This is a genomic window from Streptomyces sp. SBT349, from assembly GCF_001083795.1.
In the GTDB taxonomy this organism is placed as follows: Bacteria; Actinomycetota; Actinomycetes; order Streptomycetales; family Streptomycetaceae; genus Streptomyces.
This window is the reverse complement of the sequence record NZ_LAVK01000148.1, coordinates 1-17,362: the sequence shown is the minus strand read 5'-3', so window position 1 is coordinate 17,362 and position 17,362 is coordinate 1. Positions and strand designations below refer to the sequence as shown.

Below are 17,362 nucleotides of genomic sequence, written 5' to 3'. Positions count from 1 at the left end.
GGATCCGGGGCGGGGGGCCGCCGGCATGAGCTGGGCCGCGCATGAGCTCGAAAGCTATCTATTGCACAAGCACATCAAGACCAAGGTGTCGTTCCTGGCCATCCTGGTCGGCTGCCTCGCTCCCGACATGCTGACCAAGCTGCCCGCCTACGGGATCCGCATAGGCAGCCTGGTCATCGAGCCGGAACATCCCTGGGAGTACCACCGGGGCTGGCCCGGCGCCGGGTTCACGCATTCGCTGATGTTCGCTGTCGTGACGGCGTTGCTGGTGCTGTGGATCTTCAAGAGCCGCCCCTGGGCCCTGGGCCTGTTCATCGGGACGTCCGCGCACGTCCTCACCGACATCTTCGACAGTGTCGGCACCATGGTCTTCTTCCCCTTCTCCACCCAGCAGTACAGCCTCGGCATGTGGGCCTACGCCGCCCAGGCCGGCCGGTACGGGGACGCCGCGGCCTACTACGGAAGCCTCGGCCTGGTGTGGGACCTGCTCTGGCTCGCCCTGGCGCTGATCGGCATCGGGGCGCTGCGGTCGCGGTACTTCTTCGAGGAGGTCGTGCCCTCCGACCCGGTGTGGGGGTGGATGCGGCGGCGGCTGGGCATGCCGGACCGGATCATGCTCGCGTGCTACCGCGCCTACTTCGTCTACGGCGTCTGCCGCATCTTCGGGTGGACCGCCTGGGCGCAGTTCGTGGAGGGGGCCCCGATGGACTGGTCGTGGGGCGGGCCCTACTGGGTGGACAAGGTCACGCTGGAGCCGACCCCGGTGGGTGAGCTGCTCCTGAACTCGGCCGTCGGGCTGGGGGGTCTGGCCGCGTCCGGCTGGCTGCTGTGGGTGCTGATCGGCCGCCGTCTGTGGCGGGCCGCGGAGCCGGCGCCGACCGGACCGGCAGCCACCGGCGAGGCCGGGGCGGTCCATGTCGCGCCCCAACACGGGGACCCTGAACGGGAGTACGACGCGCCCCGCAGCGTCTGAGGCGAGCGCTGAGCCGCGCCCGGGCCGCGCCGGGTCGTTCGAGGGTGTTCGTCCCCCGCCGCCGCCGGAGAGGCGGTAGCGGAGCGATTACGCTCTGTGGCCCGGCACATGGAAGGGGCAAGCAGCCGTGGATCGACGAACTCTTCTGCGGGGCGCCGTCGTCGGCGCGGGCACCGTGGCATTCGGCTTCACCGTCTCCCGGGAGGCCCTGGGGCACCCGCCGCGCTCCGGGTCCGCCCCGTACGGCACGTTGGGGGCCCCGGACGCCCACGGGATCCAACTGCCCCCGGGCTTCAGGAGCAGGGTCGTCGCCCGCTCCGGGCAGCGGGTCCCCGGCACCGGACACGTCTGGCACGGGGCCCCGGACGGGGGTGCCTGCTTCGCGGACGGCCCCGGCTGGATCTACGTCTCCAACGCCGAACTGGACGCGGGCGCGGGCGGCGTCGGCGCGCTCCGGTTCGACGTGAGCGGCGCTGTCACCGACGCCTACTCCGTCCTCGACGGCACCAGGAGCAACTGTGCGGGCGGGGCGACACCGTGGGCCACCTGGCTCTCCTGCGAGGAGACGACCCGCGGATTCGTCTTCGAGACCGACCCGTTCGGGGCGCGGCCGGCCGTACGGCGGGACGCCATGGGGCGGTTCACCCACGAGGCGGCGGCGTGCGACTCCGACCGGCGCGTCATCTACCTCACCGAGGACGAGCCGGACGGCGGCCTCTACCGTTTCGTGCCCGACACCTGGGGCGACCTCTCCTCGGGGCGGCTCCAGGTCCTCACCGAGCGCGACGGCGTCCTGGCCTGGCGGAACGTGCCCGACCCGAGCGCCGCGACCACCGCCACCCGGCGGCAGGTCGCGGGCACCCTGGCGTTCGACGGGGGCGAGGGCTGCTACTACTGCGCGGGCCTGTGCTACTTCACCACCAAGGGCGACAACCGCGTCCGGGTCTACGACGCCGAGGCCCACACGGTCACCGTCGTCTACGACCAGTCGGCCGCCGACGACCCGTGCCTGAGCGGCGTGGACAACATCACGGGCGCCACCTGCGGCGACCTCTTCGTGGCCGAGGACGGCGGCTCCATGGAGATCTGCGTCATCTCCGCCGGCAACGGGGTGGCGCCGTTCCTGCGGATCACCGGGCAGAACGACTCGGAGATCTGCGGCCCGGCGTTCAGCCCCGCGGGGGACCGGCTGTACTTCTCCTCCCAGCGCGGCACCAGCGGTGACGACGCGGGCGGCATCACCTACGAGGTGAGTGGACCGTTCCGCTCCGCGGGCTGACCGTTTCCGCCTCCATCCCGCCCGTTCATGACCGGCGCCTCACCCGCGTCGGCATGCCATGATCCGCGGGTGAGCGTGGATGGGGAGGGGGCGGTCGACGCCCGGGTGTGGGACTACTGGCTGGGCGGCCGGGAGAACTACGCGGCGGACCGCAAGGTCGGCGACCAGGTGCGCGCGTTGTTCCCCGCGATCATCCAGGTGGCCCGCGCCGACCGGCGGTTCCTCGGCCGCGCCGTCCGCCATCTGACCGGGCGGGTGGGCATCCGGCAGTTCCTCGACATCGGAACGGGCCTGCCCACCGCGGAGAACACGCACGAGATCGCCCAACGCCTCGCGCCCGACGCGCGGATCGTCTACGTGGACAACGACCCGCTGGTGCTCGCCCACGCCAGGGCACTGCTGGTCAGCGCCCCCGAGGGCATGACGGACTACGTGGACGCCGACGTCCACGAGCCGGACGCCATCCTCCACGCGGCGGGCAAGACGCTGGACCTCGGCCGCCCGGTGGGCCTTCTCCTGCTCGGCATCCTGAACTTCGTGCAGGACACCGAGGAGGCGGTCGCCGTCGTGGGCCGCCTCCTGGCGGCGCTGCCCTCGGGCAGTCACGTGGTGGTCAGCCACCCCACGGACGAGCTCGGCGGCGAGGCGAGCGTGGCGGCCATGCGCTTCTGGAACCGCCACGCCACGCCGCCGATCACCGCCCGGCGCGGGGACGAGGTGGCGCGGCTCCTCGATGGCGTCGAGCTGCTCGACCCCGGCCTGGTGTCCTGCTCCCGCTGGCGGCCCGAGCCCGTCGACCTGGTGCAGCCGGTGGTCCCCCTGTTCGGCGCGGTCGGGCGCAAGCCCTGAGACATCGCCCGGCCGCCGAACCACCGCGTCGCCCGTCGCCCGTCGCCCGCCGCCCGCGACGGAAAACGCGTCGTCCGCCGCCCGTGCGGGCCCGTACGCTGCCCGCATGCCGCAGCCAGGGGGGAGCCCGGGGTCCGTCCCCCGGCCCGTTCACCAGATCCGCGCCGCCTTCACCGGCACCACGGTCACCGTCTACCAGGCGTACCCGCCGGCGATCGGCCTGCCCGCGGCGCGCGAGGGGCGTTTCCCCGCCGCCTGGAAACGGGACAGGATGACGTGGATCAAGCCCTCGTTCCTGTGGATGATGTACCGCTGCGGCTGGGGCGAGAAGGAGGCGCAGGAGACGGTCCTCGCGGTGGACATCACCCGCGAGGGCTTCGACTGGGCGCTGCGGCACGCCTGCCTGTCGCACCATGTGCCGGGCCTGCACGCGGACCGCGCCGCCTGGCAGGCGGAGCTGCGACGCGCGCCGGCGCGCGTCCAGTGGGATCCGGAGCGTGACCTGCGCCTGCGCGCCCTCCCGTACCGCTCGCTCCAGCTCGGGCTCGGGGGCGGGGCCGCGCGCCGTTACGCGGACGAGTGGATCGTCGCCATCACCGACGTCACACCCCTGGCCCACGAGGTCCGCGCGCTGGTCCGGGGCGGCGACCCGGAGGCCGCCGAGCGGCTGCTCCCCGAGGAGCGCCCCTACCCGGCCGACGCGGCGGTGACCGGGCGGATCATCGCGGACGGAACGTAGGCCGGGCCGGCGGCGGCGGGTCACAGCAGCGTGAGCTGCGTGCCGAGGGGCTCGGGCTCGGGATCGGGCTCCGGATCGGCGTCGGCCGTGTCGGCGCCCTCCCCGCCCTCCGCGGGCGGCGGCGAACGGTGGGCGCCGGGGCGGACGGGGCCCATGCCGTACTCGGCCGCCAGTTCGTGCACCTGCCCGGTGATGCGGCGCTGGTACCAGGTGGGCGCGTAGGCGCCGTTCGCGTACAGCACCTCGTAGCGGCGCACGAGGCCCGGGTGGTGGTGTGCGAGCCAGCTCATGAACCACTCACGCGCGCCGGGGCGCAGATGCAGCGCGAGCGGGGTCACGGAGCCCGCGCCCGCCGCGGCGATCGCGCGGACCGTTTCGCGCAGCTGCGCGGGGGAGTCGGTCAGATAGGGGATCACCGGAGCCATCAGCACGCCGCAGGGGATGCCGTGCTCGCGGAGCGTGCGCACCACCTCCAGGCGCCGCTCGGGCGCCGGCGTGCCCGGCTCGACCGTGCGCCACAGCGCCCGGTCGACGGAGCCGACCGAGACCGAGATCCCCACGTCGGTGACGGCCGCGGCCTGCCGGATCAGCTCCAGGTCGCGCAGGATCAGCGTGCCCTTGGTGAGGATGGAGAACGGGTTCGCGTAGTCGCGCAGGGCGCCGATGATGCCGGGCATGAGGCGGTATCTGCCCTCCGCGCGCTGGTAGCAGTCGACGTTCGTGCCCATGGCGATGTGCTCGCCCCGCCACCGCCTGGCGCCCAGCTCGCGCCGGAGCAGGTCGGGGGCGTTCACCTTGACGACGATCTGCGTGTCGAAGCCGATGCCCGTGTCCAGGTCCAGATAGCTGTGCGTCTTGCGGGCGAAACAGTAGACGCAGGCGTGCGAACAGCCACGGTAGGGATTCACCGTCCAGCTGAACGGCATACGGGAGGCGCCGGGCACGCGGTTGACGATCGAGCGTGCCCTGACCTCGTGGAAGGTGATGCCGCGGAACTCCGGGGTGTCGAACGTCCTGCTGACGACATCGGTGCCGAAGAGCGCGGGAGCGGTCGCCGGGGATCCCTCGCTCAGGTTGTTCCAGCGCATGGGTACCTCCTCGCTGCTGTCGTACCAGAATAGAACACATGTTCGCGGCGGGCCTGTCAACCCGGATCCGGCGGGGTCGGTCGCCCCGGCCGAAGGCGGCGTGCGGGCGCACTGACACACTGGGGCGCCACGTTGCTCAACAGGCAGGAGACATCGCATGGCGCTGGTCGAGGTCGTCGCGCGGCGGGACATCAGAGCGGAACCGGACGACGTGTTCGACGCGATCGCGGACTACGAGGGAGTGCACCGCGGGCTGCTCCCGGAGCAGTTCACGGGGTACGAGGTGCGCGAGGGCGGCGACGGCGAGGGGACGGTTCTCTACGTCAAGCTCCACGCCACCAAGAAGCGCGTGCGGGAGTGCCTGTTCGAGGTGACCGAGCCCGAGGACAACACGCTGGTCGAGACCGACCGGAACTCGGACCTGGTCACCACCTACACCGTGGAGCCCGCCGAGGGCGCCGACGGGAGCGCGCGGGTGACCATCCACAGCGCGTGGCAGGGCGCGACCGGCGTGGGCGGCTTCTTCGAGCGCCGCTTCGCGCCCCGCGTGCTGACCGGGATCTACGACCAGATCCTGGCCAACCTCGCGACCGAGCTGGAGAAGTAGCCGGGCGCCCGAGGCGTCCCGGCGCCCTCGGGCCGCCTCCGGCGCCGCTCCCCGAACTCCCGCGCCACGGCCGCGCCTTCCGCTCCGCGCCGAACGCGCCCGGGCGTGCGACCGTGACCGTTCTGGTACGAAAGCGGCTCCGAACGGTCGGTCGCGGTCGCTAATCTCGCTGTGCGTGGTCGGCAACTGACGTGCCGACGAGACGAGATGGGAATATGTGCCGCCGCCGCGGCACGTCGGGCCGTGCCGCGGGCCACGCCCGTCCCCCGGACGCGACCGGGCGCCTTCCCTTGAGTTGAGGATGACCGCATGACGACCGACGAGACGCGTGCCGAGGACTCCGCGGAGGAGTCGACGAGTTACCCGCTGCGGCCCCCGACGGCGCCGACGGCACCCGCGGCACCGGCGGCACCGGCGGGCGGGGACGACGGGCAGGGGCCCGGCCCGGGGGGCCAGGGGCGGCTGCTCGGCGGGCGCTACCGTCTCAAGAGCCGCCTCGGTCACGGCGGCATGGGCACGGTGTGGCGGGCGTACGACGAGCTGATCCAGCGGGAGATCGCGGTGAAGGAGCCGCGCGTCCCCGAGACGGTCCCCGCCGAGCGCCGCGCGGCGCTGTACGAGCGGATGCACCGCGAGGCGCGCGCCGCCGCCCGCGTCAGCCACCCCTCGGTCATCACCCTGCACGACGTGGTGACCGAGAACGGGCGGCCCTGGCTCGTCATGGAGCTGGTGCGCGGCCAGTCCCTCGCCGACGTCCTGGAGGACGGCACCATGGAGGTCCGGCAGGCCGCCCGCGTCGGCCTCGCCGTGCTCGACGCCCTGGCCGCCGCCCACGAGGCCGGCGTCACCCACCGGGACGTGAAGCCCGCCAACGTGCTCCTCGGCGGCGGCGACCGGGTGGTGCTCACCGACTTCGGCATCGCGCAGGTCGAGGGCGAGCAGGGACTGACCGACACCGGCACGCTGATCGGGTCCCCGGAGTTCATGCCCCCCGAGCGGGCCCTGGGCCAGCGGCCGGGGCCGCAGTCGGACCTGTGGGCGCTCGGCCTGCTGCTGTACGTGGCGGCGGAGGGCGTCTCGCCCTTCAGGAGGAACACCGCCGCCGCCACGCTCCAGGCCGTGATCTCCGCCGAGCCGCAGCCCCCGTCGAGCGCCGCCGGGCCGCTGGGCGACCTGATCACGCGACTCCTGGACAAGCGGCCGTCCGCCCGCCCGGACGCCGCCGAGATCCGCCGCGTGCTGACCTCCGTGCTGGCGCCGCCGCCGGCCGCGACCATGCTCACCACGGGCGTCGCCCCCTCCGCGCCCGCGCGCCCGCGCTTCGGCTGGAAGGGACTCCTCGGCGTGGGCGGCGGGGTGGTGGTCGCGGCGGCCGTCGCCACGCTGCTCGTGGTGCGGCCCTTCGGCGGAGGGGGCCTGCCCGAGGGCTGGGAGGAGCGCGAGGAGGCGGCGTTCCAGATGAACCTGGCGCTGCCGTCCGGCTTCGAGCGCTCCCTGGCCGAGGACGACCCGGACCACCTCGTCTACACCGCGCCCGACGGCATCCACATCGTCGACGTCTGGCTGACGCGGGAGGACACCCGCCAGCCGCTCCAGGCCGCCTCCACCCAGCTGGACGACTTCGAGGCGCAGACCTACTCCTACGGCGAGGCCGACGGCTCGATGGACGAGACCGAGTTCCAGGGCGCGGACGCCGCCGAGCTGTTCGTGACCACGAGGCCCGAGGAGGACGGGCCGAGGCAGCAGCGCATGTCCCTGTTCTACGGGGATGAGAGCGACCAACTCATGTGGCGGGTGCAGGTGTTCATGCCCGGGGAGGACGGCCCCGCGAAGGAGTACGGCGAACAGCTGTACGCCGACCTCATCGAGCACCTGGAGATCAACCTCCCGGCCGTGTAGGTACCCGGAATCCGCCTCATGTTCTCGCGGGCGATGACCTCTGAGTAGCACTTATGACGCGGTGCTGAGAGTGCCCAGCCCGGAATGATCACCCTTTCGAGTGATCGAAAGTGCGTGTGGGTTGGACAGCGAGGGAGAGCTTTCCGGCGGGGACATCTCCAAGGCTGTCTCGCAGGAGCTGGACACCACGAAAGGAAAGGTCGTCCTGGGGATCGTGCCTCGGGCGTAGGCCGCCCCGCTGCATCAGCGGTGTGGCGGTGGGTGAGGCGGTGACCTCTCGGCGTGCTCTACGGGTTCCACGTGTCGAGCATGGTTGACCGCACGCCAATTTCTGTCGAAGCTCGCAGTGTTGGGTTCACGCCTTCATGGGGGTCGCATGTCGTTGTCGGAGCGCAAGGAGGGCAAGGAGCGCAAGGAGGGCGACGGGCTTCAGGCCGGTGTCCGTTTCAAGCAGACTGAACGGACAGGCCAGGGCACCTACCACGTCTACGGCGGGCCGAGCCGACAGGCCGCACTGGAATTTCTTCGTGGAACCCATGTCAAGGACGAGCTGGTCTACAACATCGTCGAGACCCCGGAGGGCAACTTCGGGCGGGACCTCATCTACTTGTTCCACGAGGCCGACGGCAAGCTGATCGAGTTGGGGGAGCGGCCGCGGAGCCAGAGCCCTTCGCCGTCGGGCACGCGGTGTGCCTGGTGCGGCTTCTTCGTCGTGCCGTACAAGCTGCCGATCAATGACGAGAAGGTCGGCTCGGTGTCGTTGTATCTGACCTACGACGAGCTCGCGGGCCTGGTGAAGACGGGCGGCGGGCTGCACTGCCGTGCGTGCTCGTTGCTGCAGTGCGCCGTGTGCAGCGGCCTCGCCCGGGCCGGCGGTACGACGCGCGAGCCCGTCTGCCGGGCCTGCGGTGGACGGATGTCGCTCCAGACCGAGGTGGGCCCCGTCGGGCGCGCGACCGCGCCGGGCGGGCCCGACGCGGAGCAGATGGTCACGCTGCCCGCCGATCCGCTGGGGGACGAGCTGTGGGGGATGGCGCCGTTGCGTCTGCCCTGGAGCATCGATGTGGCACGGTTCTTCGGGCAGAGCACGCTGCCCTATGTGTGGCCGGAGGACGGTCGTCACACGGGGTACATCGGCGGTGGGGAGCGGGCCCGGACGCTCCTGCGCGCCAGTTGGACCAAGGTCTTCCTTCATCACCCCAACCCCGAGGTGGCGCTGGGGTGTCTGCGCAGCGCACCGCCCGACGGGATGTTGACCCTGGCGTCGCTCGCCGATCTGCTGGCCTCGCCCACGACCGAGCAACGGGTCAAGGAGGAGGCGTCGAGGGTGCTTTGGCGGCTGAGCGATGGGCTGGTCGGTTACACGCTCAACGTCCTTCTGTCGCGTGGCATGATCACGTCCGGCTATGACACGCATTCGGTTCACCAGGCGCTGGGGCATCTCCGTACGGCCTGCCCTCAGAGCCGGCGCGCCTGGTTCGAGGAGCAGTTGGCGCGGTCCGAGGACGACTGACCTCCGGGGCGCCGGGGGTCAGATGCCGATGTGGACGTAGGACGCCCAGAGGAACGGGTTCTGGAGTGCGTCCGCCGGTCCGTCCGTGGTGCCGTCTCCTCCGCGGGCGCGGAGGGTCGCCCGATGGAGGGCCTGTGCTGCGCGGCTCACGTCCAAGTCCCCCTCCGGCGTGCGGAGTCGGGCGTAGAAGTCGTCGGCGATGCGTACCGAGAGCTGATCGTCGATCTCCCACAGTGTGCTGATGACATGCGGGAAGCCGGCGATCTGGAACGCCGAGGCCAGATGGATCGACTCGTCGAGCAAGCGTACCGGTTGGATCGCCGCGGTGTTGCACGCCGACAGGTAAGCGAGCTGTGCCCGGTCCAGCGCGACCGGGGCCAGGCTCGCGGCTGTCAGCGGGTCGTGCTCGTGGTCCCGCAGCAGGAGTCGGCTGCGTGAAGGCTGGTGCGGGTCGGTGGCGCCGTGGCAGGAGAAGTGGGCGATCGGGTGGTGGGCGAGGCGGGCGAGGACGGAGGTCTTCGTCGGCTCCGCCACGGCGTCCAGCGCGGCCTCCCGGTCGGCGAGCACGGTGAGTTCGGGGAGGTGGCTGCGCAGCACCCCAACCTCTTCCGTGACGTACGGCAGGCGGCCCAGGCCGGGGAGTCCCGGCGTGGTCGGCATCGCCACCACCAGCGCCGGGAGCGTCGGCCCGCGTCGCGCGGGTGACGTGGTCTGCCTGGTGTGGATGAGTGCGCGCAGGGACGGGGCGTAGGAGGAGACCACGCGGTCGATGACCGTGCGCGGGTACCGCTCGCGGGCCGCGGTGGTGTGGTGGCCCGCGGCGTGGATCGGCAGCAGGCTCAGCAGGCCGCAGGGGACCCACCAGACACGGGGCCAGGGCTCCGTGTCGGCGAAGGGGCCGGTGCGGTGGCCGAGTGCCTCCAGCACCGGGGCCGCGATGGCGTCCCACAGCCACTCCAGTACGGAGAGCATCCGGGCCCCGCCCCGCTCCTCCGCCGCCGCGTCCCCCATCAGGATCGACTGCCGGGCCGCCAGGAACGCCGAGGCTTTGGTGGCCACACCGTCCGCGTCGGCCCGCGGGAGCGGCAGCGCCGTGACCTCGTCCCGGGTGACCAGGAGGGCATGGCTCCCGTACGCGCTGACGTTGAGAACGACCACCGGCCCTGCCTGCGCCGCGCCGAGCAACTCGTCGGCGCCGGGCGGCAGACTGAACGAGCCGAAGCCGTCGAGTGCCCTGATCCTGGCCTGCGTGGCGGCGAACTCCGCGGCGAGTTCGTGCCGTTCGCGGCCGGCGCCGAACTGTGGTACGGCCGTGGGAGTACCGGGCTCCGCACCGCCCGACGACGGGCCGGCCTCCCAGGGCTGGTCGAGCAGATCGCGGAGTGCGACGAAGCGCGCGGCGAGATCCGGGTGTCTGAGGCGCAGGAGGGACAGGTCGTCGCGGCCGTCGAGCGCCTGGCTGATGAGGACTCCGCGTCCGGCCTCCAGCAGGCTCAGGGCCCGCCGCGGCCGGTCCGCCGCGGGCAGCCTCGGATCGGCCAGGACGAGCGAGGCCGCTTCGCCGGCCAGTCCCGCCAGGCCGCCCAGCGCGTGCTCCTGGTCGCTGCGGGCCAGGCGGCGGGGGCTGACCTCCGGCAGGAGCCGTACCGCGTTCTCGAGCAGGTCCGTCGCGCACAGCACTTCGGATGCGGCGACCAGGTCGGCGGCGGCTGCCCTCGCGGAGCCGAGGCGTTGCCACACCGGTGCCGTGTCCACGGCCGAGGCCGCGACGTCGGCCGCCGTCGCGGCGCTCCGGTCGTCCGGGTTGCCCGTGGACGTGTGGCGGGCGCGCAGGGCGGCACCCAGGTTGGCGAGGAACCTGGCGCGTTCCGGGTTGCTGCCGGAGATCAGCGACACACTTCTGCGGCCCGCGGACACCGCCTCTTCCACGTCCTCTGGGCGCCCGGTCCGTTTGTACCTCTGGGTCAGGGCGTACGTCAGGTTCGCGAGGTACCGGGCCAGATCATCGGCCTCCCGCCCGGTCGACGCCGCCACCGCGCGACGCGTCACGTCGATCCCCTCGTCCAGATCCTGGAGCCGACCGGCGTACGCGAACCGCGCCGACAGGACGTTGCCGAGATTGGACAGGTGCCTCGCCCGGTCGGACCTGTGGATCCCGGTCGCCACCGCCTCACGGCAGAGGGCGATCGACGCCTCGATGTCGTCGCGGTCCCGCGTCCGCCGGGACCGGTCCCACAGCAGCATGCCCAGTGCATTGAGCACCGTGGCACGCTGCCTGCGGTCGAGGGCCGGATTCCGCAGCCGCGCCCGCTCGTGGCGGATCGCCTCATCCAGGTCCGCGACTGCCCCGGCCTGCCTGTGGCGCAGGAACAGCAGTTGGGACAGTACGCCCGAGAAATGCGCGTGTCCGGGCCGGTGGTCCTGCGTCCGGGCCAGACCGGCGCGGGTGAGCACGATGGCCTCGTCCAGGTCCGCGACCGTGCCGGTCGCCCGGTACCTGTTCACCAGGGCCACCACGAGGATCAGTTCGACGGGCGCCTCGGTGCGTGCGGGGGCGCTCTCGGTGGACGCGCGTGCGAGGCGTACGGCTTCGTCCAGGTGCGCAGGATTCCCCGAGAAACGGGCCTTGAGGGCCAACTGGACCACCAGGCCGACCAGATACGCCTGCCGCTTGGGATGGTCCGCGGGAGTCATGTCGAACGCCTTGAGGCTGCAGGCCAGGGCCTCGTCCAGTCCCTCCGGGGTGTGGGTCAGCTCGCAGCGGTCCGCCAGGGCGGCGCCGAGACCGCCGAGGCTCGCGGCCTGGTCGCTGCCTTCGCGCGGGCGGGCGTTGACCCCGCGCCGGGCGACGGCGACGGCTTCCTCGAGCGCCTCAGGGCGTCCGGTCTCCATGACAAGCCGACGCAGGCCCTGGACCAGGTTGTGGAGCGCGTGCTTGCGCGAGGGGCCCGGCCGACTCAGCGTGACCGCCGTGCGCCCAAGGTCGATCGACTCCTCCATGTCCTCGACCGATCCGAGGTACGTGAACCGCTCGCTCAGCGCCGCGCCGAGATTCGCCAGCGCAGCAGTGCCGTCCGACGGTCGCGAGGGCGGCAGGCGCGTCGCGGTACGGGCCACCTCGATCGCCTCGTCGAGGTCCGCCTTCCGCTCGGTCACCTTGAACCGGTCGAGGAGTAAGGCCGCGAGCGCCGAGAGGCAGACGGTGTCCCTCCGGGCCAGGGAGGTGGCCTCGCGCCCGGCGGCGATCGCAGATTCCAGGTCCGCCGCGTCCCTGGTCTCCTTGAAGCGCAGATGCAGCGCGCTGAGAAGCCGGTGGAGATGCGGTACGCGGCCAGGATCGTCGGCCGGCAGCGCCGCGACGGCGGCACGGAACGAGGAGATCGCTCTGGTCAGCTCCGCCCGGGAACGGGTCCGCTCGAAGCGGTCCCGGGCACAATCGCCTGCCTTCGCATACGAGTTCGCCTCATCGGAGGGGTACACCCAGGGCAGTCCTTCGCCTCACGGCAGGAGGATCCGCTGGGGATCCTCGCGGATCAGACTGAGCATCCGGTCCAGTTCGGCCGGTTCGACGGACGCCGGTACCTCGAGCCTGGCCCCGGACGCGAGCTCGATCACGATGCGCTGCCCCTCCTTGGCCGCGCCGCGGCCCAGGATGCCGGTCACCAACGCGGTCAGGGCGGAACTCGCGGCAGCGATGGTGGCCACGAGGATCGCAGCGTCCCCCGTCCGGAACCTCGACGCCGACTGCTCCAACTCCACCGAGATCCCGGAGTCCCAGGAACCATCACGGCTCAGATCGCCGTGCACATCCTCTGCCGAACGCGAATCCGACGCGACGATCACGCGCCACTTGGGCAACCCCAGCACCATCCCCCAGTCCCTTCGCCAACGTGATCAACACAGGCTGATCAGATGCCAGTTGGTAGTCGAGTATGGCACGGAGCGGTAGCCCCTAATCACGATTAATCACGATTCGTTGCGAACCCCGGAACGTACCACGGCGACCGTGGAGGCGTTCCACCTGCGGTTCCTCGCCCAGAGCACCTGGTCGACGTCGTCGCCGGCTCCGTCTGCACGTGTACGACGGCGCCCCGGGCGGGGAGAGCGACGGCCCCCGCCCGGGGAAGCCAGGCATACATAAGACCAAGGCTATGATACCCCGTTTCAAGGAAGATTGATGGTCTAAAGTGTCTTCGCTACCTTAGACGCATCGACTCCGTTGAGGAACGGTCTCAAGGAGGCAGGTTGATCCAGATCACGCTGGGCAGGCGCAGGCCGATCGATCCGAGCGAGGACGCCTTCGCGCGGTCACGGATCGGCTGGACCGAAGGACTCTCCGACCAGCAGCTCCACGACATCGCCCGGGGAACCTGGGTGATGCCCGGCGAACGTGTCGAACGGGAGCGGTTCGCCGTCGTCAGCGGAGACGTCATCATCAGGCAGGCCATGGAGATCGACCGGATCGTCGACACCCCCGACGGCCGACGGGCCTTCGCAGGGCGCATCCTCGGCCCCGGGCATCCGGTGTACGACCGCTATGTCGGCAAACCCGCACCGAACGGCGCCCAACGGAACCCCATCACCTACTTCAGGTCCCCACTGGACAACCGGAAGTGCAACTGCGGCTGCGGCAAACCGATCGAACGCGGCGATTTCCTCCCCGGACACGACCAGCGGGCCATCCATGAGCGCATCGCCCGCGTCGGCACCGTGATGGACTTCATCACCTGGTTCGACCAGATCTGGGAGACCAAGGAAGGCCAGCGGGACACCGGCGGCGCGAACCTCCCGGCCGAGTGAGACCCGCGCGTCGCCCGTCACCGCGGGGACGCGCCCGGCCGCGGGGGCTCGCCACCGGCGGTGCCGTGTCGAACTGCCCTCAAACTGGCTGGTCGTCGGGGCCGCCGGGTAACGTGGCGGCCCATGACCCGGATTCTGATCTCGGCCGACATGGAAGGGGCCACCGGAGTCACCTGGCCCGCCGACTGTCTGCCCGGCACCCCCGAATGGGAGCGCTGCCGCCCCCTGTTCACCTCCGATGTGAACGCGGCCATCGCCGGGTTCCTCGACGGCGGCGCCGACGAGGTCCTGGTCAACGAGGCCCATATGACCATGCGGAACCTCTTGCTCGAACAGCTCGACGACCGCGCCGAGATGCTGACCGGCCGCCACAAGGCCCTGAGCATGGTCGAGGGCGTCCAGCGCGGGGACGTCGACGGCATCGCCTTCGTCGGCTACCACACGGGCGCCGGCGACGAGGGCGTCCTCGCCCACACCTACCTGGGGAACTCGCTGACCGGCGTCTTCGTGGACGGCGTCCGCGCCAGCGAGGGCCTGCTCAACGCGCTGGTCTCGGCCGAGTACGGCACCCCCGTGGTCCTGGTCACCGGCGACGACCGCACGTGCGCCGACGCCCGTGGCTACGCGCCGGACGCCGAGACCGTGGCGGTCAAGGACTACGTGTCCCGTTACGCCGCCGTCTGCCGCACCCCCGCCCGCACCGCGGCCGACATCCGCGCCGCCGCCGCCAGGGCCGCGCCGTCCGCCGTCCGGCACGACCCCGCCGAGCCGAGGCCCCGCACGGTCGAGGTCGAGTTCGACGCGGAGCACCTGGCGGGGGCGGCCACGGTGGTCCCCGGGGTGGAGCAGACCGGGCCGCGCCGGGTGGCGTACACGGCGCCGGACATGTACGAGGGAATCCGGTGCTTCAAGGCGGTCACGACACTGGTATCCGCGGCGGTGGAGGAATGGTATGGCTGACCGGACAGGGCAGGCAGGGCAGGCAGCGCAGGCAGAGCGGGTGGAGCAGGCACGGCGGACCCCCGTCGACCGGGTCGCGCTCGATGAGGCGGTCCGGTTCACCTCGGACCTGATCCGCATCGACACCACCAACCGCGGCGGCGGCGAGGGCGTCGAGCGCCCGGCCGCCGAGTATGTCGGTGAGCGCCTCGCCGAGGCCGGTCTCGAACCGCTGCTGCTGGAGAAGGCGCCGGGGCGCACGAACGTCGTCGCCCGGATCGCGGGCACCGACCCCTCCGCGCCCGCCCTGCTCGTCCACGGGCACCTCGACGTCGTTCCCGCCGATCCCGCCGAGTGGAGCGTGGACCCGTTCTCGGGCGAGATCCGCGACGGCGTCGTCTGGGGCCGCGGCGCGGTGGACATGAAGGACTCGGACGCCATGGTGCTCGCGGTGGTCCGCGCCTGGGCCAGGGCCGGGGCGCGGCCCCGCAGGGACGTCGTGCTGGCGTTCACCGCCGACGAGGAGGACACCGCGCAGTACGGCTCGGGGCACCTCGTCGCCGCCCACCCCGACCTGTTCGAGGGCTGCACGGAGTCCCTCGGCGAGTCGGGCGCGTTCACCTTCCACCCCGGCGACGGCCGGCGCCTCTACCCGGTCGCCGCCGGTGAGCGCGGCACCGCCTGGCTCACCCTCACCGCCCGCGGCCGGGCGGGACACGGCTCCAAGATCAGCCACGCCAACGCCGTGACCCGCCTCTCCTCCGCCGTCACCCGCGTGGGCGAGCACGCCTGGCCGGTGCGGCTCACCCCCACCGTCCGCGCCGCGCTGACCGAGCTCGCCGCGCTGTACGGGCTGCCGCTGCCCGACCTCGACGCCGAGGACCCGGGCGAGCTCGCCGCCGGCGTGGACGGCCTGCTCGAACGCCTCGGCCCGGCCGCCGCGCTGATCGCGCCGACCGTCCGCAACAGCGCCAACCCGACGATGCTGAACGCCGGTTACAAGATCAACGTCATCCCGGGCAGCGCCACGGCCCAGGTCGACGGGCGCGTCCTGCCGGGCAGCGAGGCCGAGTTCACCGCCACCCTCGACCGGCTGACCGGCGACGACGTGGACTGGGAGTACGCGCACCACGAGATCCCGCTCCAGGCCCCCGTGGCGTCCCCCGCGTTCGACGTGCTCCGCGAGGCCCTGCTCCACTTCGATCCCGCCGCCCACGTCGTTCCCTACTGCATGTCGGGCGGCACCGACGCCAAGCAGTTCTCGCGCCTGGGCATCACCCACTACGGCTACATGCCGCTGCGGCTGCCCGAGGGCTTCGACTACCAGGCGATGTTCCACGGCGTGGACGAACGCGTCCCCGTGGACGCGCTCCACTTCGGTACCCATGTGCTCGACCGCGCCCTGCGCGCGCTCTAGAGAGGACCCCGTGTGCGCCACGCCGCCCCCCACGGCACCTGGAACTCGCCCATCGACGCCGCCCTGGTCGCCGCGCACGAAGGGAAGCCCGAGTACCTGGGCGCGGTCGGCGACGAGCTGTGGTGGACCGCGCCCCGCCCGGCCGAGGGCGGCCGGCGCGCCCTGGTGCGCCTCGGTCCCGGCGGCGAGGCCGTCTCCGTGCTGCCCCCGCCGTGGGACGTGCGCAGCCGCGTCATCGAGTACGGCGGCCGGCCGTGGGCCGGGGTGGCGCGCGACCGTGGCGGGCCGCTGATCGTCTTCAGCCACTTCGCCGACCAGCGGCTCTACGCCTTCGAGCCCGACGCGACGGCCACCGAGGGCACCGCGACCGGCCCCCGCCCCCTCACCCCGCTGTCGGCCGTGGGCGGCGGCCTGCGCTGGTGCGATCCGGAGATCAGGGGCGGCGAGGTGTGGTGCGTGCTGGAGGAGTTCACCGGGGAGGGCTCGTGCGACGTGCGGCGCCTGCCCGCGGCCGTGCCGCTCGACGGCTCGGCCGCGGAGGACCGCTCCGCGGTGCGCGAGCTGGACTCGGCCCGGCACCGCTTCCTGACCGGGCCCCGCGTCTCGCCCGACGGCAGGCGCGCGGTCTGGCTGGCCTGGGACCACCCGCGCATGCCCTGGGACGGGACCGAGCTCAAGATCGCCGACGTGTCGGAGGGGCCCGAGCCGCGGTTCACCGGGGTGCGGACCCTGGCGGGCGGCCCCGGCGAGTCCGTCGCCCAGGCCGAGTGGGCCCCGGACGGCACGCTGCTGGCGGCCACCGACCGCACCGGCTGGTGGAACCTGCACCGCCTCGACCCCGCCACCGGCGAGGCCGTGAACCTCTGCCCGCGCGAGGAGGAGTTCGCCAACGCCCTCTGGCGCGTCGGCTGGCGCTGGTTCGCGCCCCTGGAGGACGGGACCGTCGCCGTCGTGCACGGGGTGGGCACCCGCCGCCTGGGCGTCCTCGACCCCGTCACCGGCGAGGTCGCCGATGCCGTGGGGCCCTGGACCGAGTGGACGGGGACGCTCGCGGTCCGGGGCACGCTGGTCGGCGGCGTCGCCGCCGGGCCCCACCGCGGCCACGAGATCGTCTGCCTGGACACCGCCACCGGCCACTGCCGGGCCGTCGCCGAGGAGCACCGCGACGCGGTCGACCCGGCGTACTACCCCGACCCCGTCACCCGCGTGGTCCCCGGGCCCGGCGGCCGGTGGCGGTGTCCAGGCAGACGATCTCGTGG

The 17,362-nt window shown here is 72.5% G+C and carries 13 protein-coding genes and 1 pseudogene; 11 read left to right on the top strand and 3 right to left on the bottom strand.

What is annotated here, in order from left to right; translation table 11 throughout:
- The 4 genes from ADY01_RS19140 to ADY01_RS19125 all read left to right on the top strand — a co-directional run.
- A partial coding sequence (locus ADY01_RS19140; protein ID WP_234320307.1) for a metal-dependent hydrolase occupies nt 1–973 on the top strand: 973 nt, incomplete at its 5' end.
- 127 nt (nt 974–1,100) lie between these two features.
- Entirely contained in the window at nt 1,101–2,252 is a 1,152-nt protein-coding gene (locus ADY01_RS19135; protein WP_049574789.1) for an alkaline phosphatase PhoX, read from the top strand.
- Nucleotides 2,253–2,279: 27 nt separating this feature from the next.
- Nucleotides 2,280–3,101 carry an SAM-dependent methyltransferase gene (locus ADY01_RS19130; RefSeq protein ID WP_049574787.1) on the top strand — a complete coding sequence of 274 codons (822 nt, stop codon included), beginning with the start codon at nt 2,280–2,282 and terminating at the stop codon, nt 3,099–3,101.
- A 106-nt stretch (nt 3,102–3,207) separates the two neighbouring features.
- On the top strand, nt 3,208–3,840 hold the full coding sequence (locus ADY01_RS19125) for a DUF4291 domain-containing protein (RefSeq protein WP_049574786.1): 633 nt from the start codon (nt 3,208–3,210) through the stop codon (nt 3,838–3,840).
- A 20-nt stretch (nt 3,841–3,860) separates the two neighbouring features.
- On the opposite strand, the gene ADY01_RS19120 is transcribed toward ADY01_RS19125, so the two are convergent.
- Entirely contained in the window at nt 3,861–4,928 is a 1,068-nt protein-coding gene (locus tag ADY01_RS19120) for an Rv2578c family radical SAM protein (RefSeq protein WP_049574784.1), read from the bottom strand.
- A 157-nt stretch (nt 4,929–5,085) separates the two neighbouring features.
- Between ADY01_RS19120 and ADY01_RS19115 the strand changes: the two genes are divergently transcribed.
- The 3 genes from ADY01_RS19115 (at nt 5,086) to ADY01_RS19105 (ending at nt 8,947) form a co-directional block, all read left to right on the top strand.
- Entirely contained in the window at nt 5,086–5,535 is a 450-nt protein-coding gene (locus ADY01_RS19115) for an SRPBCC family protein (protein ID WP_049574780.1), read from the top strand.
- Between the two features lie 309 nt (nt 5,536–5,844).
- Nucleotides 5,845–7,434, top strand: coding sequence for a serine/threonine-protein kinase (locus ADY01_RS19110; RefSeq protein ID WP_053170974.1), 1,590 nt, complete (start codon nt 5,845–5,847; stop codon nt 7,432–7,434).
- Nucleotides 7,435–7,816: 382 nt separating this feature from the next.
- Nucleotides 7,817–8,947 carry a hypothetical protein gene (locus tag ADY01_RS19105; protein ID WP_159001284.1) on the top strand — a complete coding sequence of 377 codons (1,131 nt, stop codon included), beginning with the start codon at nt 7,817–7,819 and terminating at the stop codon, nt 8,945–8,947.
- Between the two features lie 18 nt (nt 8,948–8,965).
- Here ADY01_RS19105 and ADY01_RS19100 read toward each other — a convergent pair whose 3' ends face one another.
- Nucleotides 8,966–12,427 (bottom strand): CHAT domain-containing tetratricopeptide repeat protein, encoded by a 3,462-nt coding sequence (locus ADY01_RS19100; RefSeq protein ID WP_049574771.1) that lies wholly within the window; start codon nt 12,425–12,427, stop codon nt 8,966–8,968.
- Nucleotides 12,428–12,445: 18 nt separating this feature from the next.
- Entirely contained in the window at nt 12,446–12,817 is a 372-nt protein-coding gene (locus ADY01_RS19095) for a hypothetical protein (protein ID WP_049574768.1), read from the bottom strand.
- Nucleotides 12,818–13,192: 375 nt separating this feature from the next.
- Between ADY01_RS19095 and ADY01_RS19090 the strand changes: the two genes are divergently transcribed.
- The 4 genes and pseudogenes from ADY01_RS19090 to ADY01_RS19075 all read left to right on the top strand — a co-directional run.
- Nucleotides 13,193–13,747, top strand: a complete 555-nt coding sequence (locus ADY01_RS19090; RefSeq protein WP_049574766.1) for a hypothetical protein — start codon at nt 13,193–13,195, stop codon at nt 13,745–13,747.
- Nucleotides 13,748–13,870: 123 nt separating this feature from the next.
- Nucleotides 13,871–14,707, top strand: a complete 837-nt coding sequence (locus ADY01_RS19085) for a M55 family metallopeptidase (RefSeq protein ID WP_049574763.1) — start codon at nt 13,871–13,873, stop codon at nt 14,705–14,707.
- Nucleotides 14,700–16,103 carry a M20/M25/M40 family metallo-hydrolase gene (locus tag ADY01_RS19080; RefSeq protein ID WP_049574759.1) on the top strand — a complete coding sequence of 468 codons (1,404 nt, stop codon included), beginning with the start codon at nt 14,700–14,702 and terminating at the stop codon, nt 16,101–16,103. Before ADY01_RS19085 ends, ADY01_RS19080 begins: the two co-directional genes overlap by 8 nt.
- 12 nt (nt 16,104–16,115) lie before the next feature.
- Nucleotides 16,116–17,362: pseudogene (locus ADY01_RS19075) on the top strand (S9 family peptidase); the annotation flags it as partial.

What these genes read in the sequence shown, in the direction of transcription:
- ADY01_RS19130 (WP_049574787.1), top strand. Translation starts at nt 2,280, where the DNA reads ATGACCGGCGCCTCACCCGCGTCGGCATGCCATGATCCGCGGGTGAGC.
- ADY01_RS19125 (WP_049574786.1), top strand. Translation starts at nt 3,208, where the DNA reads ATGCCGCAGCCAGGGGGGAGCCCGGGGTCCGTCCCCCGGCCCGTTCAC.
- ADY01_RS19120 (WP_049574784.1), bottom strand. Translation starts at nt 4,928, where the DNA reads ATGCGCTGGAACAACCTGAGCGAGGGATCCCCGGCGACCGCTCCCGCG.
- ADY01_RS19115 (WP_049574780.1), top strand. Translation starts at nt 5,086, where the DNA reads ATGGCGCTGGTCGAGGTCGTCGCGCGGCGGGACATCAGAGCGGAACCG.
- ADY01_RS19110 (WP_053170974.1), top strand. Translation starts at nt 5,845, where the DNA reads ATGACGACCGACGAGACGCGTGCCGAGGACTCCGCGGAGGAGTCGACG.
- ADY01_RS19095 (WP_049574768.1), bottom strand. Translation starts at nt 12,817, where the DNA reads ATGGTGCTGGGGTTGCCCAAGTGGCGCGTGATCGTCGCGTCGGATTCG.
- ADY01_RS19085 (WP_049574763.1), top strand. Translation starts at nt 13,871, where the DNA reads ATGACCCGGATTCTGATCTCGGCCGACATGGAAGGGGCCACCGGAGTC.
- ADY01_RS19080 (WP_049574759.1), top strand. Translation starts at nt 14,700, where the DNA reads ATGGCTGACCGGACAGGGCAGGCAGGGCAGGCAGCGCAGGCAGAGCGG.